The organism is Hyphomonas adhaerens MHS-3, from assembly GCF_000685235.1.
Taxonomy (GTDB): domain Bacteria; phylum Pseudomonadota; class Alphaproteobacteria; order Caulobacterales; family Hyphomonadaceae; genus Hyphomonas; species Hyphomonas adhaerens.
Genome location: NZ_ARYH01000003.1, coordinates 165,632 through 189,761, shown reverse-complemented (window position 1 = coordinate 189,761; position 24,130 = coordinate 165,632). Strand labels below are relative to the sequence as shown.

At 63.3% G+C, this 24,130-nt stretch carries 24 protein-coding genes; 13 read left to right on the top strand and 11 right to left on the bottom strand.

Annotated features, from left to right (window positions below):
• Window positions 1-9 precede the first annotated feature (9 nt).
• From HAD_RS15190 to HAD_RS15175, 4 genes are read right to left on the bottom strand one after another with little or no spacing between them, the layout of a single operon-like run.
• Window positions 10-1,119 (bottom strand): TRAP transporter substrate-binding protein, encoded by a 1,110-nt coding sequence (locus HAD_RS15190; RefSeq protein WP_035573216.1) that lies wholly within the window; start codon window positions 1,117-1,119, stop codon window positions 10-12.
• A 55-nt stretch (window positions 1,120-1,174) separates the two neighbouring features.
• Entirely contained in the window at window positions 1,175-1,933 is a 759-nt protein-coding gene (locus HAD_RS15185) for an arginyltransferase (RefSeq protein WP_051596361.1), read from the bottom strand.
• 16 nt (window positions 1,934-1,949) lie between these two features.
• Complete coding sequence (locus tag HAD_RS15180; RefSeq protein ID WP_035573214.1) at window positions 1,950-3,794, bottom strand: SLC13 family permease; 1,845 nt, start codon at window positions 3,792-3,794, stop codon at window positions 1,950-1,952.
• A 46-nt stretch (window positions 3,795-3,840) separates the two neighbouring features.
• The gene (locus HAD_RS15175; RefSeq protein WP_035573212.1) at window positions 3,841-4,488 is read right to left on the bottom strand and encodes a flagellar motor protein MotB; all 648 of its coding nucleotides are present in this window, start codon (window positions 4,486-4,488) and stop codon (window positions 3,841-3,843) included.
• 172 nt (window positions 4,489-4,660) lie between these two features.
• Between HAD_RS15175 and HAD_RS15170 the strand changes: the two genes are divergently transcribed.
• The 4 genes from HAD_RS15170 (at window position 4,661) to HAD_RS15155 (ending at window position 7,663) form a co-directional block, all read left to right on the top strand.
• On the top strand, window positions 4,661-5,518 hold the full coding sequence (locus HAD_RS15170; protein ID WP_035573210.1) for an NAD(P)-dependent oxidoreductase: 858 nt from the start codon (window positions 4,661-4,663) through the stop codon (window positions 5,516-5,518).
• Window positions 5,515-6,516, top strand: a complete 1,002-nt coding sequence (locus HAD_RS15165) for a TIGR00341 family protein (protein ID WP_035573209.1) — start codon at window positions 5,515-5,517, stop codon at window positions 6,514-6,516. The genes HAD_RS15170 and HAD_RS15165 overlap by 4 nt, the downstream gene beginning before the upstream one ends.
• A gap of 28 nt (window positions 6,517-6,544) precedes the next feature.
• Complete coding sequence (locus HAD_RS15160) at window positions 6,545-7,099, top strand: GNAT family N-acetyltransferase (RefSeq protein WP_035573207.1); 555 nt, start codon at window positions 6,545-6,547, stop codon at window positions 7,097-7,099.
• A 126-nt stretch (window positions 7,100-7,225) separates the two neighbouring features.
• Window positions 7,226-7,663 carry an FKBP-type peptidyl-prolyl cis-trans isomerase gene (locus HAD_RS15155; protein WP_035573205.1) on the top strand — a complete coding sequence of 146 codons (438 nt, stop codon included), beginning with the start codon at window positions 7,226-7,228 and terminating at the stop codon, window positions 7,661-7,663.
• Window positions 7,664-7,847: 184 nt separating this feature from the next.
• Here HAD_RS15155 and ftrA read toward each other — a convergent pair whose 3' ends face one another.
• Window positions 7,848-8,858 (bottom strand): transcriptional regulator FtrA, encoded by a 1,011-nt coding sequence (gene ftrA, locus HAD_RS15150; RefSeq protein ID WP_084332026.1) that lies wholly within the window; start codon window positions 8,856-8,858, stop codon window positions 7,848-7,850.
• A 79-nt stretch (window positions 8,859-8,937) separates the two neighbouring features.
• Between ftrA and HAD_RS15145 the strand changes: the two genes are divergently transcribed.
• Window positions 8,938-9,540 (top strand): tetratricopeptide repeat protein, encoded by a 603-nt coding sequence (locus tag HAD_RS15145; RefSeq protein WP_035573204.1) that lies wholly within the window; start codon window positions 8,938-8,940, stop codon window positions 9,538-9,540.
• A gap of 37 nt (window positions 9,541-9,577) precedes the next feature.
• Here the strand turns inward: HAD_RS15145 and HAD_RS15140 are convergent, their stop codons facing one another.
• Window positions 9,578-10,432, bottom strand: coding sequence for a metal-dependent hydrolase (locus HAD_RS15140; RefSeq protein ID WP_035573200.1), 855 nt, complete (start codon window positions 10,430-10,432; stop codon window positions 9,578-9,580).
• A 68-nt stretch (window positions 10,433-10,500) separates the two neighbouring features.
• Between HAD_RS15140 and HAD_RS15135 the strand changes: the two genes are divergently transcribed.
• Window positions 10,501-11,103, top strand: a complete 603-nt coding sequence (locus tag HAD_RS15135) for a TetR/AcrR family transcriptional regulator (protein ID WP_035573199.1) — start codon at window positions 10,501-10,503, stop codon at window positions 11,101-11,103.
• A gap of 16 nt (window positions 11,104-11,119) precedes the next feature.
• Here the strand turns inward: HAD_RS15135 and HAD_RS15130 are convergent, their stop codons facing one another.
• The gene (locus HAD_RS15130; protein ID WP_206741286.1) at window positions 11,120-11,674 is read right to left on the bottom strand and encodes a helix-turn-helix transcriptional regulator; all 555 of its coding nucleotides are present in this window, start codon (window positions 11,672-11,674) and stop codon (window positions 11,120-11,122) included.
• A 104-nt stretch (window positions 11,675-11,778) separates the two neighbouring features.
• On the opposite strand from HAD_RS15130, the gene HAD_RS15125 reads away from it, so the two are divergent.
• Window positions 11,779-12,582 (top strand): COG4705 family protein, encoded by an 804-nt coding sequence (locus tag HAD_RS15125; protein ID WP_035573197.1) that lies wholly within the window; start codon window positions 11,779-11,781, stop codon window positions 12,580-12,582.
• A gap of 63 nt (window positions 12,583-12,645) precedes the next feature.
• Here HAD_RS15125 and hemB read toward each other — a convergent pair whose 3' ends face one another.
• On the bottom strand, window positions 12,646-13,644 hold the full coding sequence (hemB, locus tag HAD_RS15120) for a porphobilinogen synthase (protein ID WP_035573195.1): 999 nt from the start codon (window positions 13,642-13,644) through the stop codon (window positions 12,646-12,648).
• 29 nt (window positions 13,645-13,673) lie between these two features.
• Entirely contained in the window at window positions 13,674-14,210 is a 537-nt protein-coding gene (locus tag HAD_RS15115; protein ID WP_035573194.1) for a GNAT family N-acetyltransferase, read from the bottom strand.
• 65 nt (window positions 14,211-14,275) lie between these two features.
• Here HAD_RS15115 and HAD_RS15110 point away from each other — a divergent pair, with 65 nt between their 5' ends.
• Both HAD_RS15110 and HAD_RS15105 read left to right on the top strand, forming a co-directional pair.
• Window positions 14,276-15,415 (top strand): isobutyryl-CoA dehydrogenase, encoded by a 1,140-nt coding sequence (locus HAD_RS15110; RefSeq protein WP_035573193.1) that lies wholly within the window; start codon window positions 14,276-14,278, stop codon window positions 15,413-15,415.
• A 153-nt stretch (window positions 15,416-15,568) separates the two neighbouring features.
• On the top strand, window positions 15,569-16,042 hold the full coding sequence (locus HAD_RS15105; RefSeq protein WP_035573191.1) for a hypothetical protein: 474 nt from the start codon (window positions 15,569-15,571) through the stop codon (window positions 16,040-16,042).
• A gap of 5 nt (window positions 16,043-16,047) precedes the next feature.
• Here HAD_RS15105 and HAD_RS15100 read toward each other — a convergent pair whose 3' ends face one another.
• Window positions 16,048-17,337 carry an APC family permease gene (locus tag HAD_RS15100; RefSeq protein ID WP_035573189.1) on the bottom strand — a complete coding sequence of 430 codons (1,290 nt, stop codon included), beginning with the start codon at window positions 17,335-17,337 and terminating at the stop codon, window positions 16,048-16,050.
• 108 nt (window positions 17,338-17,445) lie between these two features.
• Between HAD_RS15100 and HAD_RS15095 the strand changes: the two genes are divergently transcribed.
• The 3 genes from HAD_RS15095 to HAD_RS15085 all read left to right on the top strand — a co-directional run bounded on the left by HAD_RS15095 (window position 17,446) and on the right by HAD_RS15085 (window position 22,613).
• Window positions 17,446-19,944, top strand: a complete 2,499-nt coding sequence (locus tag HAD_RS15095) for a zinc-dependent metalloprotease (protein WP_051596360.1) — start codon at window positions 17,446-17,448, stop codon at window positions 19,942-19,944.
• 80 nt (window positions 19,945-20,024) lie between these two features.
• Window positions 20,025-21,680 carry an acyl-CoA dehydrogenase family protein gene (locus HAD_RS15090; protein WP_035573186.1) on the top strand — a complete coding sequence of 552 codons (1,656 nt, stop codon included), beginning with the start codon at window positions 20,025-20,027 and terminating at the stop codon, window positions 21,678-21,680.
• Window positions 21,681-21,773: 93 nt separating this feature from the next.
• Window positions 21,774-22,613: a TauD/TfdA dioxygenase family protein gene (locus HAD_RS15085; RefSeq protein WP_035573184.1), complete on the top strand. Its 840-nt coding sequence runs from the start codon at window positions 21,774-21,776 to the stop codon at window positions 22,611-22,613.
• Window positions 22,614-22,632: 19 nt separating this feature from the next.
• Here HAD_RS15085 and HAD_RS15080 read toward each other — a convergent pair whose 3' ends face one another.
• On the bottom strand, window positions 22,633-22,893 hold the full coding sequence (locus tag HAD_RS15080; protein WP_035573182.1) for a PilZ domain-containing protein: 261 nt from the start codon (window positions 22,891-22,893) through the stop codon (window positions 22,633-22,635).
• 103 nt (window positions 22,894-22,996) lie between these two features.
• Between HAD_RS15080 and HAD_RS15075 the strand changes: the two genes are divergently transcribed.
• Window positions 22,997-24,055: an enoyl-CoA hydratase/isomerase family protein gene (locus tag HAD_RS15075; protein WP_035573181.1), complete on the top strand. Its 1,059-nt coding sequence runs from the start codon at window positions 22,997-22,999 to the stop codon at window positions 24,053-24,055.
• Window positions 24,056-24,130 lie beyond the last annotated feature (75 nt).

The following is a 24,130-nucleotide window of genomic DNA, read 5'->3' as shown; positions in this document are numbered from 1 at the left end:
GCTGACCGGCTATTTGTTCGCGTCGCGGGCGGCGTAATAGGCGCCGTCCGAAATGGTGGACCAGCCGCGCATCAGCTTCAGCGATTTTTCGAAACTGTCATAGATGCGCTTCTCGATGCCGTCCTTGCCAGAGGCGGCCCGCACATCCCATGCCGCTTCCGCCATGGCGGTGACGACTTCCGGCGGGAAACTGCGCAGCTGCACGCCGTGCTCGTTGACCAGCATGTCGAGGTGGACCGAGTTCTGATAGGTGAATTCGCCGAGCGAGGTGTGGTTCACGCTTTCACACGCCGCTTTGACGACGGCCTGTTCGCCGGGGGAGAAGCTGTCCCAGACACGGCGGTTGATGCCGCAGGCAAGGCTGGAGCCCGGCTCGTGGAAGCCGGGGCCGTAATAGTAGGGCGCCTCCCGGTAGAAGCCGAGATAATAGTCGTTCCACGGGCCGACCCATTCGGTCGCGTCGATCGAGCCGGTCTGCAGCGACTGGTAGATCTCTCCGCCCGGAATGGCGATGGACGAGCCGCCAAGCGCGCGCAGCACATCGCCGCCCTGTCCCGGAATACGCATCTTGAGCCCGACAAGATCGTCGAGGCTGTTGATCTCCTTGCGGAACCAGCCGCCCATCTGGTGGCCGGAATTGGCCGCCTGGAAGGCCTTCACGCCGAACTGGCCGGACAACTCATCCCAGAGTTCCTGCCCGCCGCCGAAATCGATCCAGCCCATGATCTCCTGCGCCGTCATGCCAAACGGCACGGCGGTGAAGAACGGGTAGGCGGAGGATTTGGCCGTCCAGTAATATTCGGCGCCATGATACATGTCGGCCGAGCCGTTCGCGACGGCGTCGAAACACTCAAAGGCCGGGACCAGTTCGCCGGCCGCGAAGACCTTCACCTCGATCACGCCATCGGTCTCGGCCATGATGCGGCGGGCGACGCGCTCGGCCGCTTCACCGAGGCCCGGCAGACCTTTCGGCCAGGTCGTGACCATGTTCAGCTTGCGCCGGTTGCGGGTGATCGCCGGGGTGCCGGCCAGCGGTGTGGTGCTGGGATTGGCAAAGGCGGCGGCTGCGCCGCCAAGGCCGAGCACACCCGCGCCAACGAGGTTGCGTCTGTTGATCATGCGTTTCCTTCCCCATTACCCGCCAAGGTGCCCCGGACCCGGTCTCTTTACGGACCTATTCGTCGTCGCGGAGCAGTCTCCACCGGTCTCCGTCGAGCACCTCAAGCGGTTTGTAACGGCGCTTGTAATCCATTTTCGGGCTGCCCTTGACCCAATAGCCCAGATAGACGTGCGGCAGGCCAAGGTCCTGCGCATGCCGGATATGGTCAAGGATCATGAAGTGGCCGAGCCCGCGGCTCTCCAGATCCGGGTCGAAGAATGTGTAGACCATCGAGAAGCCGTCATGCAGCACATCGGTGATCGAGCAGGCGACCAGCGGCGCGTCTTCTTCCGGCCCGTCGCGGTATTCGAAGATCAGGCTTTTCACCGGGCTTTCGCCGACCATGGCCGAATAGTCGCGATAGGACATGTCCGACATACCGCCGCCTTCGTGGCGCGTATTCAGATAGGCCTTCAGCAGGGCGTATTGTTCCCGCGTCGGTTCAGCCTCGACCTGGTGGCGCACGAGGCTGCCATTGCGCTGCATGGCCCGCCGGTCATTGCGGGACGGGATGAAATCCCGCGTCGGCACGCGCACGCTGCGGCAGGCATTGCAGCGCGGGCAGGCCGGCCGGTAGGCAATGGTCTGGCTGCGCCGGAATCCCGACTGGCTGAGCAGGTTGTGGACGAGATCCGATTCGGTGATCGAGAGATTCGTGAAAGCTTTGCGCTCGCGCCTGCCTGGCAGGTACGGGCAAGGGCTCGGATTCGTTACGTAAAAACGCAACGAACGCTCCAGACCGGGGGGCAGGATCTTCGAGTCCGTAAATTTCATGTGTCTGACACTACACTTACAGATCGAACCGCCAAGAGGCGAAGACTGTAAACACGCACCAAAGCACAAAAACGAGCGGTCCGCCGAAGCGGACAAAGTCCCCGAAACGGTAATGGCCGGGGCCCATGACCAGCATGTTCGTCTGATAGGCGATCGGCGTCGCGAAACTACAATTGGAACCGTATATGACCGCCAGCAGGAAGGGCAGCGGGTCGCTCAGGTTCATCTCGTGGGCCGCTGACAGGGCAATCGGCGAGAACAGAATGGCCGTTGCGGCGTTCGAAAGCAGGTTGGTGAGGATGGCCACGGCCAGGAACAGGGCCGACAGGACAGCCAGCGTGCCATAGGGCGAGGCGACATTGACCACAGTATGGGCGATGGCGGAGGCTGCGCCGGTCTTCTCCAGCGCCATGCCCATGGCCAGCGCGGCGCCGATGACGAGGAAAATCCGCAGGTCCAGGGACCGGCTGGCCTGACGGTAATTGAGACAGCCCGTGACAAGCATGGCCACGGCCGCCAGCACCGAAGCGTGCAGGATCGACAGCACGCCGGAAGCCGCTGCGCCAACCATGACGAGAGAGATGATGCGGGCCGCCAGCGCCTTGGTGGTCAGCGGGATTTCGGTCTGCGACCATTCCAGCAGGATCAGGTCGCGGCTCTGGCGCATTTCCAGGAACGCGTCAGGCGGGCCGCACAGCAGGAGCGTGTCGCCGGATTCGAGGCGAATCTCGCCGAGCTTGGTGCGAATCATGCGGCTGCGGCGCTGGATGCCCAGCGTCACGGCGCGGGTGAGGCGGCGGAAGCCCAGCATTTCCACCGTGCGGCCCACCATGCGCGAGCCGGGCGCGATGACAGCTTCTGTCAGGGACAGGCGGCGCGGCTTGCCGCTGTCGTCCAGATCTCCGCCTGCAGACTGCCAGACTTGCTGGAGGAAGTCCGGCTGGCGGGCGAGGACGTTCTGCAGGGCCGCCCGCGTGGCGGCGACGATCACAAGATCGCCGGGGCGCAGCTTGATGTCTTCATAGGGCGGCAGGAAGGCGCGTTCGCCGCGCTGGATCATGCGCACAGTCATGTCGGGCAGGTCGGTGAACATGCCGGCGATGGGCTTCTTGCCTTCCAGGAAATGACCGTGCGTGACTTCGATCTGGGTCAGGAACTGCTTCGACGAGGTCGGCGCGATGTCTTCTGTCAGGCCCTCGCGGACGGGCAACAGGAAGCGCGAGAAGACGAGCAGGTAGATCATGCCGGCCCCGGCCAGGAGCAGGCCCATCGGCGACTGTTCGAAGAAGCCGAGCTGGCGGCCTTCGAGCCGGTCGAAGGCTTCGGCGGCCAGCAGGTTGGTCGATGTCCCGATCAGCGTGGTCATCCCGGCGAAGATCGAAATGAAGCTCAGCGGCATCATCAGCTTCGATGCCGAGGATTTCATCCGGTGCGCGATGGCACTCATCACCGGCAGGAACATGATCACGATTGGCGTATTGTTGACGAAGGCACTGATCGCGAACACGGCGAGAAAGGCGAGCAGCAGGGTGATCCGCGGCCGCCGGTCGTAGCCGGACAACAGCGCCTTGGTCGGGCCTTCGAGCGCGCCCGTCTGGAACAGGCCCTGTCCGATGACCAGCAGGGCCATGATGGTGATCAGGGCCGGATTGCCGAATCCGGAGAGCAGGTCCTGCGCACTGATCGGGGTGCCGTCCTCGCCATGCGCGCCCGGCAGGGTGAACAGGACCAGCAGTGCGGCGATGACGCAGACCGAGACCAGTTCCATCGACCAGCGGTCGATCATGTAGAAACAAATGGCGGCACAGACGACGCCGAGGCTCGCCCACATAGGCCAATCTGACAGGAATGCTGCGAGCATCGGAGCTCCGGGACTTTCTGGTGTAGCCCCCGGAAACCGGAGGGCGTTAACCCTCTACTTGTACCAGTATGCTGACCCGCCGGTTAACGGGCAAGTGGGGCTGTGCTGCGACCAGGGGGCGCGTATCGGCCAGACCGGCCACGCCGCGGATACGCTCCGAGGCGATCCCGGCGGCTTCGAACACGCGCCGCGCCTCGTTCGCACGGTCGGAAGACAACTCCCAGTTGGAATAACCGGGGGAAAGGCTGGGGAAGGCGTCGGTATGGCCTTCAAGGACAAGGGTCCCCTCCGTCCCGGCAAGGGCCGTTGCGGTTTCGTGCGCCAGGGCCCGGCCGGTGTCGGTGAAGCGGCCGTCGGCGCGGTTGAACAGCGGGCGCTCGGCCGTGTCGACAAGGTCGATGCGGATGCCATCTGCCTCTTTCGCCAGCACGACGCTGGATCCGGCGGCAACAAGGGCCGGGTTCTCGCTGAGCGCGCTGAACACGCGGTCGGCTGCCGAGGCGCCGGATGTGACGGCCACGGCGGTGGCGGCATCGGGGGTGCGGTTGTGGAAATAGTCGGCAATCTCGGCCCGGTCGTCGGCGGAGACGCCGCTGACCAGCCACATGAGAAGGAAAAACGCCATGAGCGCCGTCAGGAAGTCGGCATAAGCCATCTTCCAGGTGCCTGCCTTTCGGGCGGGCGCAACGGGCATTCTGCCCGCGCCTTGTGAAGAGTAACTGGCATAAGCCATCTGCTCGCTCGAACCCTCTCCTTCTGAGTGGTCTGCTCTTTCTAACAGGCCTTGGTGAAGGTCAGGTCACGCGAGACGGTGGGATTTAGATGAAATTCGATCTATCTGGTACGGGCAGAATTGGAGAATCGACATGGCACGAACGGCATTTCTTGGCCTCGGGGTGATGGGGTTTCACATGGCGGGCCATCTGGCCGCCAAGGGGCATGAGGTCGTGGTCTGGAACCGCACCCGCTCGAAGGCAGAGAACTGGGCATCTCAGCACAAGGGCGAGGTGGCGAAAGATCCGGCCTCGTCGGTCTTCGGCGCCGAATATGTCCTGCTCTGCCTGGGAGACGATCCGGATGTCGCCGAAGTCTTTGCCGCGCTGGAGCCGAATGTGGCCGCGGGTATGGTCGTGGTGGATCACACCACCGCCTCGGCTGATCTCGCCCGCGACCTCTATGCCCGCTGCAAGGCGAAGGGCGCACACTTCCTGGACGCGCCGATCTCCGGCGGGGAAGCCGGCGCACTCAAGGGCGCCCTGACCATCATGTGCGGCGGCGACGACCCGACCTTCGAACAGGCACAGCCCATCATGGCGGCCTATGGCAAGCGGATGACCCATATCGGCTGTGCCGGGTCCGGCCAGCTGGCCAAGTCCGTCAACCAGATCTGCATCGCGGGAATCGTGCAGGGCCTCGCCGAAGGCCTGCACTTTGCCGAGAAGGCCGGCCTGGACACAGCCGCCGTGATCGAGGCGATCAGCGGCGGCGCGGCACAGAGCTGGCAGATGGAAAACCGCTGGAAGACAATGGTGGATGATCATTACACGCACGGTTTTGCCGTCGACTGGATGCGCAAGGATCTCCGCATCACGCTGGAAGCGGCGCGTGACAATGGCGCGACCCTGCCGGTGACCGCGCTGGTCGACCAGTATTACGCCGATGTTCAGGCCATGGGCGGCAATCGCTGGGATACGTCCAGCCTGCTGGCCCGGCTGAAACGATGAGACGGCTCGACATCCATCTGAAGGCGGGCGACCGTTTCGATAATGTGCTGAGCGCCGTGAAGGCGTCTGAGCCGGTGGATTATTACATCCTCGATACCGAGCAGAAGGACCGCAGGCTGATATCCGTGTTCATCCGTGAAGGGGTGGAACAGGTTCTGATGGATAATGTCCAGTCGGCGCTGGAAGGCAGCAATGGCTGGCGCATCAGCATCCTGCCGATCGAAGCGACCGCGCCCAAGCTGGAAGAAGCGACGGAAGGCAAGCAGGCAAAATCACAACAGGCGACGCGGGAGGAGATCTATTCCGACGTCAAAACCGGCGCCCGGCTGGATCGCAATTTCATCGTGATGGTGATCCTGTCGACCATCGTGGCCACGATTGGCCTGAATTCGGATGGGGTTGCGGCGGTGATCGGCGCGATGGTGATTGCGCCGCTGCTTGGCCCGGTTCTGGGCTTTTCCATGGGCGCGGCGCTGGGAGACGACGGCCTGTTGAAGCAGTCGACGTTGACGCTGGCCGCTGGCATCGGCGTCGCCCTCGCGCTTTCGCTCGCATTGGCTTTCGTCTTGCCGATCAATCTGGAGAGCCGCGAACTGATGACGCGGGCCGAGGTGCGGCTGGATGGGCTTGCGCTCGCCATGGCGGCGGGCGGGGCAGCGGCGCTGTCCCTCACCAGCAGTCAGTCTTCGGCGCTTGTCGGCGTGATGGTTGCGGCGGCGCTGCTGCCGCCCGGCGCGGCGGTCGGACTGTTTGCCGGCGCAGGCGAATGGACCCTGGCGCTGCGGGCCTGCCTGCTGCTGGCGCTGAACGTGGCGGCGCTGATCCTGTCGGCGCTGATCGTTTTCCGGCTGCGCCGTATCCGGCCGCGGTCATGGATCGAGCAGAAGAATGCCAACCGGGCTGTCCTGCTGAATGCCCTTTTATCAGGCTTTGTGCTGATCGCGTCCGTGGCGCTGATACTTTATCTTGATCTCGGGAACAAAGTGTCGATCGGATAAGACGAGACAGACAATTCCAGAGTTTCAGATGGCCGACCCAAACCGATTCCGCTCACGGATTGCGACGGAAGACGATGTTCCTGCAATCATCGACCTGATGCGCGCATCCATCGCCGTAAACATGCGGGCCTTTCTCACCGAAGCGGAAATCAAGGCCGCGCAGGAGACGATGGGGGTCGACAACAGCCTGATCTCGGACCGGACCTATTTCGTGATCGAGACCGACGAGGACGGCGAGACCGTGATGGTCGCCTGTGGCGGCTGGGGCAAGCGGCGCACGCTGTATGGCGGCGATCACTCTCTCGGCCGGGATGACAGCCTGTCCGACCCGGCGAAAGACGCGGCCCGTATCCGCGCCATGTACACCCATCCGGACTGGATCCGTCAGGGCCTCGGCACGATGCTGCTGGAGCTGGGCGAGGGCGCGGCGCGCGAGGCGGGATTCGGGGTGATCGAACTCGGCTCCACCGTGCCTGGCCGCCCGCTTTACGAAGCCCGCGGGTACGAAGCCTTCTTCACCGAGCACCACACCGGCGCGAATGGGGAGCGGAATACCGTGATTCATATGCGAAAGCCGCTGTAAGCAGGCGGCTGCGCGGGTTTACATCCGGGCCTGAACTTTTAGGTTGGAGGGTGAGACCCCCAAAGCACCCGCGAGAGCGACGCGGCCTTTGATGACCCACACCCCACCGAAAAGATTGGATTTATCATGACGCAGGTCAAAAACGGCGACACCGTCAGCATTCACTATACAGGGACGCTGAACGACGGCACGACCTTCGACAGTTCCGAAGGACGTGATCCGCTGGCCTTCCAGGTCGGCTCCGGACAGATCATCCCGGGCCTCGATTCCGCGATGCCGGGCATGGCAGTTGGCGACAAGAAAACCGTCAACGTGCCGTGCGACCAGGCTTACGGCCCGGTCAATCCGGACATGCGCCAGCAAGTGCAGCGCACTGAGATTCCGGCCGAGATCCCGACCGAAGTCGGCACGCGCCTCCAGATGCAGGCCCAGAACGGCCAGGCCATCCCGGTCGTCGTCGTCGATGCAAACGAAACCACAGTGACGCTGGACGCAAACCACCCGCTGGCCGGTCAGGACCTGACCTTCGCCATCGAGCTGGTCGAAATCAAACCAGCCGCCTGAGGCAGCTGACGACCATCTTCCGGCGCCGTCTTACATCCTGCGGGGTGTGGATGCGTTGAACAAACAGATTGTGGCCCGCGTGCAGGAATGCCGCGGGCCACATGTTTTTTGCGGAAGGCGAGCGATACGCGTCTGCAGGCCCGGATTTTCCCTTCAGCTATATCATCTGTAAGCAGAGTTCCGTTCAGCTTTCCACCGCCTCGAACCGTTTGCGATAGGCCAGCGGAGACGTGCCGGCGATTTCGCGGAAGGCCGTGCGGAACGTCTCGACCGAGGCGAAGCCGGACTGGAGGGCAATGTCGGCCGTGTCGAGCCGGGTCGTTTCCAGCAGGTTCATGGCCCGGAACACCCGTTCGCGGCGCAACCATTTCAAGGGCGTGGTTCCGGTGCCTTCCCGGAACCGGCGCAGGAAGGTCCGTTCGCTCATGCCGGCAAGATCGGCGAGGCAGGTGATTGTCAGGGGACGGTCAAGTTGTTCCCGGGCCATGTCCAGCACGCCGGCGATGGACTTGCCGGGCCGCTCCTGCACCGGGGCCTCGACATATTGGGACTGCCCGCCATCGCGGTGCGGCGGGGCCACGAGGCTGCGGGCGACCTTGTTGGCAACGCCGGACCCGAAATCCTGCCGGATGACGTGCAGGCTGGCATCGATGGCGGCGCTGCTGCCGGCGGACGTAATGATGCTGCCCGCATCGACATAGAGCACGTCCTCAACCAGATCGATCTCCGGAAATTGCTGCTTCATGCGGGTCAGGTAAGTCCAGTGGGTCGTGGCCTGGCGTCCGTCGAGCAGGCCCGCATGGGCCAGGACGAAGGCACCGGTGCAGTAGGAGACGAGGCGGGCCCCGCGGGCATGCGCCGCCGTCAGCGCATCCAGCAGGTCGTCCGGCGGCGTGTCTTCCACGTCGCGCCAGCCGGGAATGATGATCGTATCTGCGTCTTCGGTGATCTCCAGCCCGTGCTCCGCCGAGATCGAGAAACCGCCCATGGCCCGGTTTGTCCCGGAAGGCGCCGCAACGCGGAAATCGTACCAGTCCACGCCCAGATCCGGCCGTTCCCAGCCGAAGATCTCGGCCGCAATGCCGAATTCGAGCGGCCAGAGCCGGTCATAGGCAATGGTGACAACACGATGGGGCAGGGCAGATCCGTTATAGGGCAAGAGGGCCTCCGGAATTGGCGAAAAACGACCAGACATTGTCATTATCGCCAATTCCGGCCGGAAAGGCAAACCCCTAACTTCGCGGCATCTTTGGATACAGCGAGGAGAATTTCTCATGACAACTTCAATTGCCTGCGCTTCCCGCGCACGCCGGCCGGCTCTGCTGGGCGGCCTTCTGGCCTTGTTGGTCCTGCCAGCCATGGCCAGCCCCGCGGGCACCTATGTCCGTACGATCGAGGGCGAAGCCCCCGTCTCGGAGCGCTGTGCAGAGGCCGCCGCCCATGCCGGGCGTCACACCGCTTCTGGCATCGCTGTCTGCACCGCAGCGATTTGGGATGCCGGCCGCAGAACCAAAACGAAGGCCGCAAGCCTGACGAACCGGGCCCTGCTGTATCGCAGCGCCGGTGATGTAGAGTCAGCTGTGGATGATTGCAGGCGCGCACTGGCACTGGTGCCGGATCATCCGGAGACGGCCGTGACCTGCTCTGCGGTGTACATCAATTCCGGAGCGCCGCGTGCGGCCGTCAATCTGCTGGAAAGCGCGCCGCTGCCTGCGCCCGGTTTGCAGTATCGCTACTACCACAACCTCGCACTCGCCCATCACGATCTGGGGGAGTATGCGCAGGCATATGATTATCTTCAGAAGACGCTGGCGGCGAAACCGGGTTTCGCACCGGCCGTGGAACTGAAGAAGCAGTACAGAGTCGCTGGAGAATAGGACGCGGCAGGAGGCGGGGGCGTTTCAGCCCCCGTCTTCACTCTGCCGGAACGGCCGTGAATTCTTCTTTCCAGGCTGCCATCTCTTCGCGGTTGTCATGGTCCCACGGGTGGAAGCCGGGCTTGAACCAGGACAGCCAGGTTTTCCAGCCTGTGCCGAACAGCGATGGCTTCTTCCAGAGGAAGGCTTTCACGGCACGGTCGGCCTCTTCCTGCGTGTAGCCATCGGCTTTCAGCAGCTCTGCGGCATAACCGGCAATGTTCTTGGTGAAATTGGTGGTGATGAGCAGCATCGACAGGCAGCGCCGATAATAGCGCTTCAGCGGCGACCAGTCTTTCGTCGCTTCCAGGAACACGTCATAGGCCACGGCCTTGTGTTCGGTCTCTTCCATGGCATGCCAGCGCCACAGGCGTTCCAGTGTCGGGTCGGTCTTGCTGAACAGCGGGCCGTAATCGGTGTGCAGATCCATCATCAGGTCCGCCATCATGGCGGTGAAGTGCTCCAGGCAGATCGTTGCCATCAGGATACGGAAGTTTCCGCCTTCATAGGCGAATTTGATGTTCTCCCGGATTTCGGATTCGATCGCGTCGACCGGGTATTTCGAACGGTCGATCTTGTTGTTCAGCAGGTGATGCTCGCGTGAGTGAATGGCTTCCTGGCGGATGAAGTCTTTCACATCCTGTTCCAGCTTGCCCGAGACGTCATTCTTGTAGGCCTTCACCGCGTCGATGAACATGCGCTCGCCATCCGGGAAGGTCAGCGACATGGCGTTGAACACAGCCGTCGCGACCGGGTCGCCATCCAGCCACGGGCCATTATCGGCGGCGGCCATGTCGAAATGCAGGTCGCGGGGCAGAATCGTTACATCTTCAGGCGTGCGTTTGGTCGTCATGGTGCTAGGAACCTTGAGGAAATATCTGGACAACAGTCTTATGCTGACAAATAACACTACTGACAAAAATGTCAATAAAGAGTAACGACACCCCGAGAATCCGGCGCAGTCCGGAAGAGTCCCGCGCCAACATCCTGGCGGCGGCGGAGCAGCTGCTCGTGGAGCAGGGCCCGCAATCCCTGCGGCTGGCCGATGTGGCAAAGGCCGCCGGGGTCGCCAACGCCACGGTGCTGCACCATTTCGGCTCGATCGACGCGGTCCAGCAGGCGCTGATGGAGCAGATGATCGGCGAGCTGGTCGACAGCATCATGGCGATCGAAATCCCGGCAGACGCGCCGGTGGAAGCCCGCGCGGTCGGCCTGAAGACGCTGTTCGATGCGCTGGAGACGCCGGGCGCCGCGCGCCTTGCCGCCTGGCTGGAACTGACCGACGAGACGAGCCGCCTGACTGTGGTGCGCGAAGCCGTTCAGGACGTGGCGCAGAAGAAGATCTCGCAAGCCGGTGTGCCCGAAGACGTCGCCGAAGACATGATCCTGCTGAGCGTCACGCTCGCGCTCGGCGTCGGCCTGTTCGGCCCGTCACTCGGCAGGTTGATCGGCAAACCGGAGGGCCGGGCAAGGGAACTGACACTTCAGATGCTGCTCGCGAATTTCCAGCGGCTGGCGGGGTGAAGAGGGGCTAAAAAGGTCAGGACCGGGCCGGTTCGCTTGCGGATACCGATGGTTTGTCGAGTAGATCATCGATGAAGACGGAGACCAGCGTCGCCTGGCTGTTCACGCCGGCCTTGGCGTAGATCTGGCTCAGTTGTGACCGGATCGTTCCAGCGGCTGCGCCGCGCAGCCGGGCAATCTCGGCCACGTCGCAGCCCTTGAGGGCGAAGAGCGCGACCTCGCCTTCGCCTTTGGTAAGGCCCCATTCCCTGAAGCGCAGATCAATATGCTCGGCAAACGCGCCCCGCGCCCGCGACAGCGCCTGTTCCTTGCGGCGCAGATCCCGGGTGAGGCGAACGATGTTTCGGGAACTGAGGATCACGCCCGTCAGCAACGCGACGGCGATCACGCATTCCATCGCCAGTTCGAGCCGGGGGCCGTTCGTGCTGGCCACGAGCCAGTCTTCGAACCCGTCGGCAACGAAGAAGGCCGCCGCGACGACCTGCAGCGTCATCAGCCCCACCGGAAGCAGCAGTGACCATTCCGGAAGCCGCGCCACTCGGCGGGCGCTGGCCTGGGGGGAATCTTTCATAGGACATCCGCTTAGTTTGAGCGCTTTAAGCGCCCGCTTATGGGCATTCCCACGCGCCGGGTTTAGCAGCCACACCGGATTTCAATCAACCAGGGAGCTGAAGCGTGACCCAAACCGAAAAAGCCGTACTGACCAAAGTGCCCGCCATCACCTTCGGGTTCTGGATCATCAAGATCCTGGCGACCACGTTCGGCGAGACGGCGGGCGACAGCGTCTCGATGTCGTGGCTGGGCGAGACAACGGCCAATGCGTCCACGTCATTCTGGCAGAACGGTTATCTGATCGGCACGGGTATGTTCGGCCTCGTTCTGGCGGTTCTGGTGTATGCGCAAATTCGCGCCAGCCGGTTCAATGCATGGCTCTACTGGGCGACCATCATCGCCTCGACCACGGCCGGCACGACCATGGCCGATTTTGCCACGCGGTCGATGGGCATCGGCTATCCGGGTGGGGCGCTGGTCTTGCTTGCGGCCGTGCTGGCGTCCTTGCTGGTCTGGCGGCAGGTGCTGGGCACCGTTTCCGTCAGTTCGATACACGAGCCGCGGGCGGAGGTTTTTTACTGGCTGACGATCACCTTTTCCCAGACGCTCGGCACGGCGCTTGGCGACTGGATTGCGGATGGACCGCTCGGCTATCTGGGCTCAGCCGTCATCTTCGGTTCGCTGCTGGCGCTGATCGCGCTGGCCTGGTTCCGCACATCGATTGACCGGGTGGCGCTGTTCTGGGCGGCCTTCATCCTGACGCGCCCGCTCGGGGCCGTCGTGGGGGATTTCCTGGACAAGCCCTACGCGCAGGGCGGGCTTGAGCTGAGCCGCGTCTGGGCGACGGTGGTGCTCGGCAGTGCCATCGCGGCGTTGATCCTGCTGGTCCGCCAGAAGGCGGCCCCTGCGGAGGTGAGGGAGGCGTGAAGGCAGAGGTTTCAGTCTGTGCCAATCATCCTTCGACTTCGCTCAGGATGAGTTTGGCGCGGGCTATGCCCCCAGCGTCTCCGCCGCCTTCTCCGCAAAATAGGTGATGATCCCGCTCGCGCCGGCGCGTTTGAAGCACATCAGGGATTCCATGATCACGCGGTCGCCGTCGATCCAGCCGTTCTGGGCGGCGGCCATGATCTGGGCGTATTCGCCAGAGACCTGGTAGGCGAGGGTCGGCACGCCGAAGGTCGATGAGACGCGCTGGACAATGTCCAGATACGGAAGACCCGGTTTCACCATCACCATGTCGGCGCCCTCGGCGAGGTCCAGCGCGACTTCGCGCAGGGCTTCGTCTGAATTGGCCGGGTCCTGCTGGTAGGTTTTCTTGTCGCCCGAGAGGGACTGGGCCGAGCCGATGGCATCGCGATAGGGCCCGTAGAAGCCGGAGGCATATTTCGCGGCATAGGCGAGGATCATCATGTTGGTGAAGCCTTCCTCGTCGAAGGCTTCGCGGATGGCGGCGATGCGGCCGTCCATCATGTCCGAGGGGGCGACGACGTCTGCGCCGGCCTTCGCATGGGCGAGGGCCTGCTGCACGAGGCGCTCCACCGTGGCATCGTTCGGGATCGTGCCGTCCGGGTCGAGCAGGCCGTCATGACCGTGGCTGGTATAGGCGTCGAGTGCGACATCGGTGATCAGGCCAACGCCGGGGGCGGCTGCCTTCATGGCGCGCACGGCGCGGGGCACGAGGCCGTCCGGGTCGACCGCGCCGGTGCCTTCCTCGTCCTTGCCCTCCGGGCCGATATAGGGGAACAGCGCGATGGCCGGAATGCCGAGGCTTTCAGCGCGTTTCGCTGCCTTTGCGGCCTCTTCCACGCTGAGACGGTCGATGCCCGGCAGGCTGCCGACCGGCACGCGGCCTTCGCCGTCATGGACAAAGACGGCCCAGACAAGATCGGCGGGCGTCAGCGTGTTCTCAGCGACAAGGCCGCGGACCCACGGGGCCTGGCGCAGGCGGCGCATACGGGTGTTCGGAAAGGATTGGGGGAAAATAGTCATTGCTGACTTAGTATCCAAAACGGTGTCGGCTACAACCAGCCAATTTTACGCACCATGAAACAGCGCTGCGAGACATCGAGGCTCTCGGCCTGGATGCGTTCCAGCTCCAGCATCCAGTCCGCCATGTCTTTCCGCGGAATCTCGCGGAATCCCAGTTTGCCGTAGAACGGCCCGTTCCATGGCACGTCCCGGAAAGTGGAAAGGGTCACCTGCTTCAGGCGGCGCTGCTTGGCCAATTGGAGGACATGGCGCATCAGGCCCGTTCCGAGGCCCTTGCCACCACAATCAGGGTGCACGCTGATCTGGTCCAGATACAGTGTGCCGCCCCGGGGCGAGACGAGGGCGAAGCCGACGGGCGTGCGGTCCGGCGCGCAGATTTTCAGCAGGTCACCGGCCTCGATCGCCTGCAGCATGACGGCTTCCGGCACATGATCGTGCAGCGCATCGTCCGACAACAGGCCCGTTGGCGCGAACAGCTGGCCGGCGGCCAGGTCCACCTCGATCAGGCGGTCGATGTCCTCCGGCAGGGCCGGTTCGATATCATATTCTGATCGGATCTGTTGCATTGACAATACCGGTGACACGCGGGAATGCCCGACCTATTACTTGAGATAGTCAAAAGGTGGAACCCATGAGCGCGTTGTTTTCCGACGAACAATTGATGATTCGCGATATGGCGCGGAAGTTCGCGGAAGAGGAATTGCTGCCGCACTCCGAAGCGTGGGACCAGAACAGCCACTTTCCCGTGGATGTGATCCGCAAAGCCGCAGAGCTGGGCTTTGCCAGCATCTATGTGAAGGAAGATGTCGGCGGCGCAGGCCTGACGCGCACGGATGCTGCGCTGATCTTCGAACAGCTGGCCTATGGCGATGTGTCTACCGCGGCCTTCATTTCCATCCACAATATGGCGAGCTGGATGATCGACACGTTCGGCTCTGACGCGCAGCGCCAGGAATGGCTGCCGCGCCTGACCAGCATGGAGCTGATCGCGTCCTACTGCCTCACCGAGCCTGGCGCCGGATCCGACGCGGCCAGCCTGAAGACCAGGGCCGTCCGGGATGGCGACGATTACGTCATTACCGGAACGAAACAATTCATCTCTGGCGCGGGAACCTCTGACATCTACGTCCTGATGGCGCGCACCTCGGACGATGGCGCGAAGGGCGTGTCGACCTTCATCATTCCGAAGGACACACCCGGCCTCAGCTTCGGTGCGAACGAACGCAAGATGGGCTGGAAGAGCCAGCCAACGCGGCAGGTGATCCTGGACGCCGTGCGCGTCCCGGCGGCGAACCGCGTGGGCGAGGAAGGCCACGGCTTCAAATTCGCCATGGCAGGCCTCGACGGTGGGCGCCTGAACATTGCGGCCTCAGCGCTTGGCGGCGCGCAGCTCGCGCTGGACAAGGCCCTCGCCTATGCGAAAGAGCGCAGCCAGTTCGGCAAGGCGATCGCGGACTTCCAGGCCACCCAGTTCAAGCTGGCCGACATGGAGACCGAATTGCAGGCCGCGCGTGTGATGCTGTACGAGGCGGCCGGGCGGCTCGACCGCAAGGATCCGTCCGCGACGCGCTGGTGCGCCATGGCGAAGCGCTTCGTCACGGATACGGCGTTCAACGTGGCCAATGACGCGCTGCAGATCCATGGCGGCTATGGCTACCTCGCCGACTATGGCGTGGAACGCATCGTCCGTGACCTGAGAGTGCACCAGATCCTCGAAGGCACGAACGAGATCATGCGCGTCATCATCAGCCGGGACATGCTGAAGGATTAAGGTGTCCGCATAACGCCAACTGAACATTACAAAAAATTGTGGCCTGCCTGAGTGGCGCTGGCCATGATTTATGCCGTAGTTTCCTCATTGTGGCTGGGGAAGCGCTGATCTGATTGTCAGTGCAGTGTCCACACAAGCCATGAGGAATCCGTCATGACGGTTGTCCGCGCAACTCTCGCAACCCTGTCCATCCTCGCATTCGGCGCGTGCGCCACTGCGCCGCCCAATCTCAACGATGACATGATCATCCCCGGCGAACGGGTCGGAAATGTCGAGCTCGGCATGTCGCTGGCCGAGCTGTTCGCCGTGAAGGGCACGCCGCACAAGACGATCCCCATCGCGGGAACGGGCGCGACCAGCTATAATTATGATGGCCTGACGGTCGGCGCCGACGACAAGGTCTACTGGATCATTGCCCGCGATGCCCGGTTCCGCACACCGGCCGGCGTCGCCAAAGGCAGTGAACAGATCTTCGCACGCGGCGTTTATGGTACGCCGAGATGCGTCGTCACGCGCGGCGACATTACCGTCTACGACTACAATGACGTCTATTTCGAAGTCGACAATGACACAGGCAAGGTCAGCCAGATCGGCATCCAGAAAAACACGCAGACCTGCAACGGCTGACCGCTTCAGTCCGCCTTGCGTTCAAGGCGTTTGTAAAGGAACTCACCCAGGAAACAGGCTGCGATGATTCCGCAGGCGATCAGCAGGTTCAGCAGATTGGTCTGGGCCGTGTGGACCAGGAGGGCCGCAAGCGCGGCAAGGCACAGCGCTGCGCCAAGACCCGTGATCCATCTCGACCCCTTCACCTCCGATGCCTTGCGGACGGCCGCCATATTGACCACGGCAAAGATCAGCAGGAAGCCGATACTGCCCGTCGTCGAGATGCTCTCCAGTTTCAGCGTGTTGACCAGAACAAGCGTGGCGACGGCGGTGAACATCAGGCCGATCGGCTGGTTCCAGAACTGGTGCGTGAACTCGCTGGAGAGTTCATCGTCTTCGGCAATCTCGTAGCTGACCCGGCTGCCGCCATAGAGGGAGGCGTTGATGGCGGAGAAGGTCGAGATCAGCGCCGCCACCGTGATGATGGTAAAGCCCAGCTGGCCCAGCATGGGCTTCGCCGCTTCCGCCAGCACATAATCCTGAGCATCCTTGATCTGTCCGAAGGGCAGGGAGCCGACGGTGATCACCGCGATGGCAAGATAGAGCACGATCACGAAGCCGACCGAAATATAGTAGGCGCGCGGAATGTTCTTCTCCGGCGATTTGATGTCCGGCGCCGCGTTGGCGATCAGTTCGAACCCCTCATAGGCCACAAAGATGATCATGCCAGCGGTGACCAGCGTCAGCGGAGACTCCCAGTGCGCCACATTGAGCTGCCCCAGATTCTCGTTTCCGATCAGGCCGTAAGCGCCGATTCCGACAAAGCCGAGCAGGATCAGAAGCTTGATGATGACCGCATAGGACTCAATCGCGCCGACGATTTTGATGCTGTAATAATTGATCGCGGTGGCGATCAGGATGATGGCGCTGGCATAGATATGCGGATCGATTTCCTTGTCGCCTGTGATGGGCATCAGGTTCGGCGCATATGATCCGAAGGCGGAGGCATAAAGTGCCAGCATGATGATGTAGCTGACCCAGAGCAGATTGTTCACGCCGCCGCTGAACACGCCGCGCCCGAAGCCTTCATTGACGAAGCGGACCGTACCGCCCCGGTCCGGATAGGTGCGCGACAGGTGGACATAGGAATAGGAGGTGACGAGCGCGATCAACCCGGCGAACAGGAAGGCCACGGGCGTGCCGCCCTGGGCGAGATCCGCCGCAAGGCCAAGCACCGCAAAGATGCCCCCGCCCACCATGCCGCCAATGCCGATTGAGACAGCTTCCCGAAGGCCGATTTTGTCTTTGTCTGCCATAAATCCACCGATCCGCCAGAAAACAGGCTTTCGCTCATAGGTGCAATTGCGTCTCGTGGCCAGTTGCTGCACGGTGCGCGCTTTCCCGGGTTGATGTGGAGTCTTTCGATGCGCGTTGCTGCTTTCCTGTTTTCGGTTTTGGCTTTGGTCTGGGCGGGGGCGGCAGCAGCTGACGATCCAAAGAGCTGGGGCGAGGCGACGAGCGGGCTGACGCGGGCCGATGGCTTCCTGCCTTACTATGCCGATGCCAAGGGCGGGCGCATCCTCGCAGCCTTCCCGGAGCCGGACGAAGACGGTGTCTCGCTGCGCGCAATCCAGGCGACCGGGCTGACCGCCGGGCTCGGCTCCAACCCCATCGGACTGGATCGGGGCCGGTTCGATGGCGGCTCGCTGATCGCCTTCCGCCGCGTCGGCAAGAAGGTGATCGCGGAGCAGGAGAACTGGAGCTACGTCGCCAGCGCCGACAATCCGCTTGAGAAGAAAGCTGTGCGCCAGTCTTTCGCCAGCTCCTTCCTCTGGTCCGGTGATGTGATCGCCGAAAGCCCGAGCGGAGACTTGCTGGTCGATGTCTCCGGCTATCTCACGCGCGACGCGCTGGATGTGAAAGCCACCCTGAAGGGCAACCCCAAGGGTGGTAGCTTTTCTCTGGCCGCAGACCGGTCGATGCCGGATGCGACGGCTGCGCTCGCTTTCCCGGACAATGTCGAATTCGACGCCTTCCTGACCTTCACCAGCGAAGACCCGAAAGCCGAAGTGCTGGCAACCGCCGCCGATGGCCGGGCGATCACGCTGGTCCAGCATGTCTCGCTGGTGCGCCTGCCGGACGATGGCTACACGCCGCGCGCCTTCGACGTGCGCAGCGGCACGATCGACGTGCCTTACTACGACTTCTCCGCGCCGCTGGACGGGCAGGTGCGCAAATCCTTCGCCCGCCGGTTCCGCCTGCAAAAGCAGGATCCGGCTGCGGCCTCCAGCCCGGCGAAGGAGCCTATCGTGTTCTACGTCGACTCCGGCGCGCCGCCCGAGATTCGCGATGCGCTCATCGAAGGCGCGTCCTGGTGGGCCGATGCGTTTGCGGCAGCGGGCTTCCCGGATTCCTATCGCGTGGAGGTCCTGCCCGAAGGCGCCCATCCGCTCGACATCCGTTACAATGTGATCCAGTGGGTGCACCGCCAGACGCGCGGCTGGTCCTATGGCGGCGGGGTGTATGACCCGCGCACGGGCGAGATGCTGAAAGCCAATGTCATCCTCGGCAGCCAGCGCGTGCGGCAGGACCGGATGATTTTCGAGGGGCTGGCCGGCGCATCGAAGACGGGCACGGGCGAAGCGGACGATCCGGTGCAGGTGGCCCTGTCCCGCATCCGCCAGCTCGCCGCGCACGAAGTCGGCCACACGCTGGGCTTCGCGCATAATTTCGCCGCCTCCACGAATGACCGCGCCTCGGTGATGGATTATCCGGCTCCGTGGGTGAAGGTCAGCGAGAACGGCCAGCTCGACTTCTCCGAAGCCTATGATGTCGGGATCGGCGAATGGGACAAGGTCTCCACGACCTGGCTCTACGCCCAGTATCCGGAAGGCGCCGATGACGACGCCGAAGGCGGCAAGCTGCTGCGCGCCGCTTATGGCAGCGGCCTGCGCTTCGTGGATGATCCGGAGGCACGCGGCACAGGCACGGCCCATCCCTATGGCAGCGTCTGGGACAATGGCGAGGATGCGATTGCCGAACTCTACAATACATTGCGTGTACGGAAGATCGCGCTGGATCGCTTCGGCCTCGATGTGATCGAACCGGGGGCGGACACGGCCCGCCTGCGCCAGACGCTGGTGCCGGTCTATCTCTATCATCGCTATCAGGTGGCGGCGGCGGCAAAGTCGGTCGGGGGGTATGAGTTCTATTATTCCCGCCGGGGCGATGGGGGCGGCATGGCACATGCCGTCGCGCCGCAGCGCCAGCGGGCGGCCCTTGCGGCGCTGCTGGTCACGCTGGAGCCGACCTCTCTGGACCTGCCGGATGGCGTGCTGAACCAGCTGACCCCGCCGCTTGCGGCCTTCTCCTACAATACGGGCGGGGCGGAATATTTCCCCGGCAACACCGGCCCGATGTTTGACCTGCTGACCGCCGCCGATACGGCCTCGCAGACAACCATCGATGCGCTGCTGCACCCGGCCCGCGCCGCGCGGCTTGTGGAAACGAGCCGGCGTGACCCGGGCGCGTTGTCATTCGAGGAAATGCTGGCCGGGCTGGAGCGGGAAGTCTTCACGCCCGCGCCGACGCCGCGCCAGGCCGAGATCCGCCGCCGCCAGCAGGCACGTTTTGTTTCGTCGCTGATTGCGCTCGCAAGTGATCCGGCCGCGTCGCCGGGCGTCACGATGCGAGCCGATGCCTTCCTGAAAGGGATGAACCAGCGCCTGAAACCGGCCCGCCGCACAGATCCGGTTGATGCGGCTGCCCGCGAAGACCTGCAGCGCAAGATTGCTGCGCATCTGGACCGTCCGGCCCCAGCCGCCGCGCCCGGCGTGACCGAAGTCGACGTACCCCCCGGCAGCCCCATCGGCTCGGGTGCGGGCGAGGCCGGCTGGTTCGACGATCTGGTCTTCGCGCAATAGGAATGTGACGCCCCGCCCCCTTCCGGGGGTGGCGGCGTCGCCCTATGGTGAGGCCCGAACCACAGGCGGAGGGCCTCGCCATGCAGCATTACGCACCCCAGTCGGAACTTGAGACGCACACCGTTTCCAACCAGCCGAAAGCCTTCGGCGATGTCGATCTGTTCGCTTCCGACAGGGCGCTGAAAGGCGCAGTGGAGAAGGCGGGCGGCGGCGTCCATGCGGCGAAGCTGTCGGCATTCGGCAAGCGCTGCGGCGCGTTCGAGACGCAGGACTGGTCCCGGCAGGCGCAGGAGAATTTGCCGAAACTGAAAAGCTTTGACCGGTTCGGCCACCGGCTGGACGAGGTGGAGTTTCACCCGGCCTATCACAACCTCATGTCGCTCGGCCTCGATAGCGGGCTGTCTGCCTCGGCGTGGAATACGGGGGATGCGGGCCATGTGCTGCATGGCGCGATGATGATCCTGATGAACCAGGCCGATGCGGGCGTGACGTGCCCGATGTCCATGACCTATGCCTGCGTGCCCGCGCTGCAGGCCGATCCGGAGATCGCCGCCAAATGGGTGCCGCGCGTGCAGGCTGCGTCCTATGACCCGCGCTTCATTCCGGCAGACCAGAAGACCGGCGTGACCATCGGCATGGCGATGACGGAGAAGCAAGGCGGCAGCGACGTGCGTGCCAACACGACCCGCGCGGTGCCGGACGGGCAGGGCGCGTATATTCTCACCGGGCACAAATGGTTCTGCTCCGCCCCGATGTCTGATGCTTTCCTCACCCTCGCGTATACGGATGAAGGGCTCACCTGTTTCCTTGTGCCGCGCTGGAAGCCTGACGGCACGCGCAACGGCATCCATGTCATGCGCCTGAAGGACAAGATGGGCGACAAGTCCAATGCCTCATCAGAGATTGAGTATCATGGTGCCTGGGCCGAGCGGCTGGGTGAGGCGGGCCGGGGCGTGCGCACCATTATCGATATGGTCCAGCACACGCGATATGACTGCATCCTCGGTTCGACCGGCGGTATCCGTGCGGCGCTGGTTCAGGCGCTGTGGCACACGTCCCAGCGCCGGGCTTTCCAGAAGGCCCTGATCGACCAGCCGGCCATGCGCGCCGTGCTGGCAGACCTTGTGATCGAAAGCGAAGCGGCCACCGCCATCGCGATGCGCGTCGGCGCCAGCCTCGACCGGGCGGCAACGGACGAACAGGAGGCCGCCTTCATGCGCCTTGCCACGCCGCTCGCGAAATACTGGGTGTGCAAGCGCCAGCCGGGCTTTGTCTATGAGGCGCTCGAATGCCATGGCGGGGCAGGCTATGTGGAGGAAGGCCCGATGCCGCGCCTCTACCGCCAGTCGCCGCTGAATGCGATCTGGGAAGGCTCCGGCAATGTCATCGCACTGGACGTGTTGCGCGCGCTCTCGCGGGAGCCGGACAGTCTGGAAGCCGTGCAGGCGGAGCTGAAAAAGCCGCTCGGCCGGCACCATGCCTATGATGCGCATGTTGGCCGTCTTGCGGAGTATCTCACGCCCGGAAACCTGCACGAAGGCACGGCCCGCGGATTTGCCCGCGATGCGGCGCTGGCGCTGCAGGGCGCCGCGCTTCACGAAATGGCGCCGGACTTTGTGTTCGAGGCCTTCTGTGCCCAGCGCCTCAGCAGCGACCGCAACGGCCTCCTCTATGGCGACGTCTCGCCGGATGTCGACCAGGCCCACCTGATCGAACGGGCCATACCGGCGGTATGATTCCGGTCCTGCAAAGGAAACCGTTTTCCGAAGCGTCCGCAGCCGGTATAGTGGCACCCAAGATGCCTAAAAGAGGCACATTGGGAGGAAACCATGCAGATCGAAACCTTGCCCGGCGTGGGTGCGGAAATCACCGGAATTGACCTGAAGACTCTGACGGACGCGGAATTTGACGCGATCCGCCAGGCCTATGCCGATCACGGCGTCATTTTCTTCCGTGACCAGGACCTGACCGAGGATGACCATATCGCCTTTGCCGAACGCTGGGCGCCGATCAATGTGAACCGCTTCTTTGCCGCCCATCCTGATTATCCGCAGATCGCCATGGTCGCGAAGGAAAAGGACCAGAAGGACAATATCGGCGGCGGTTGGCACACGGACCATTCCTATGACGAGGAACCGGCCATGGGCTCCATCCTTGTCGCGCGGGAGCTGCCGGAGCGCGGTGGCGACACGATGTTCGCTTCGATGTACCGCGCATATGAGACGCTGGACGACGCCATGAAGAAAGAGATTGAGGGCCTGCGCGCCGTTCACTCTGCCAAACACATCTTCGGCTCCAGCGGTGCGACCTACTACAACACGACCGATGCCGGCGGGAACCGGATCGGCAATGCGGCGGCGGCCGATGTGCTGGCCGACGTGACGCATCCCGTTGTCATCACCCATCCGCTGAGCGGCAAGAAGGCGCTCTATGTGAACCCGGCCTTCACGGTGAAAATCGCCGGCAAGACGGACGAGCAGTCACAGGCCTTGCTGTCGCGCCTCTATGCGCACGCCATGGACCAGGCGCACGCCTATCGCTTCAAGTGGCAGCCGGGCTCGATCGCTTTCTGGGACAATCGCTCGACCTGGCACTGGGCGATGAACGATTATCACGGCCACCGGCGCATCATGCACCGCATCACACTGGAGGGGTGTGCGCTGAACTGATGGCGTACTGCGGGGCCGGTCAGATAAATTCGACGCCGGTCTCGCTGCCGAACTCCCATCGGCGCATGCAGACGCGCTCGCCGTCGAACAGGCAAGAGGTCAGCACGAACTGTTCCGGAAGGTCTACACCTTCGGCCACAGCGATGCGCGCACCGCCGCACGAGATATCGCGAATCTCGCAAGTCACCCATTTACGCCACCCGATGCGGAGACGCCCGACAGCCTCAACCTGGCAACGGACCTCCCTGCGATCGAGGGCTTCCACCTCAAACGCATACATTCGCCAGACTCCCCTCTGAGCGAAACCCCGCTTAGATGTCAGAATCGGGTTAACAGCTCGCGCGGTTTGTTTGTAAAATTTCAAGGTTGAGTGAGGGGTTTTGATGACTGAAGATGTTTCCATCCGGGTCGAAGGCGGCGTTGGCCGCATCACGCTGACCCGGCCGTCGGCGCTGCATGCGCTGAATACGCCCATGTGCGCCGCCATTCTGACAGCGCTTCAGGGCTGGTCTGGCGATGACGCGGTCAACCTTGTCCTGATCGACCACCAGGAAGGCACCCGTGGCTTCTGTGCGGGCGGCGATATCCGCATGCTGGCGGAAAGCGGCGCAGGCGATGCCAGCGAGGCGCGGGCATTCTTCGCTGTCGAATACCGGATGAACGTCGCCCTGGACGAATTCCCGAAGCCGGTGCTGGCCATTATGGACGGTGTCACCATGGGCGGCGGCGTGGGCCTGTCGGTACACGGGTCTCACCGGGTCGCCACCGAGCGGACGCTGTTTGCCATGCCGGAGACGGGTATCGGCCTGTTCCCGGATGTCGGTGGTGGCTGGTTCCTGCCGCGCCTTGCCGGTGAGCTTGGCACCTGGCTCGCCCTGACAGGCGACCGGCTGAAAGGCCAGGACGTGGCCGCGGCCGGCGTGGCGACGCATTTCCTGCCCTCGGAACTCGTGCCGAACCTGATGAAACAGATCGCCTCGGCAGACTTTTCCGTTGGCGCAGCGGAAATGCTGAACGAGATCCTGCGGACGCTGACGCATTCCATCCCGGCAGGCGGGTTCGAGGCGAACCGTGCCGTGATCGACACATGCTTTGCCTTCGATAATGCCGAAGAGATTGTCTCGGCGCTGGAAGCCGATGGCGGCGACTGGGCGCTTTCCCAGGTCAAGTCGCTACGGTCGAAATCGCCCGAGACGGTCAAGGTGGCCTTGCGCCAGTTGCGCGAAGGGCGTCAGCTGACCAGCTTCCGCGACAACATGCAGATGGAATACCGCATCGGCTGGCGGAAGGTGCAGAGCCATGATTTCCAGGAAGGCGTGCGCGCGGTCATCATCGACAAGGACAATGCCCCCTCATGGGATCCGGCGACGATCGAGGATGTGCCCGATGAGATGGTCGACAAGTATTTCGCGCCGCTCGGCGAAGACGAATTGACGTTCTGAGTCTTATTCAAGGACTGGACAAGCCCTGCAAGTATTCCCGATAGTCTTCAGGCAACAATGTTTGAGGTGTAGCGC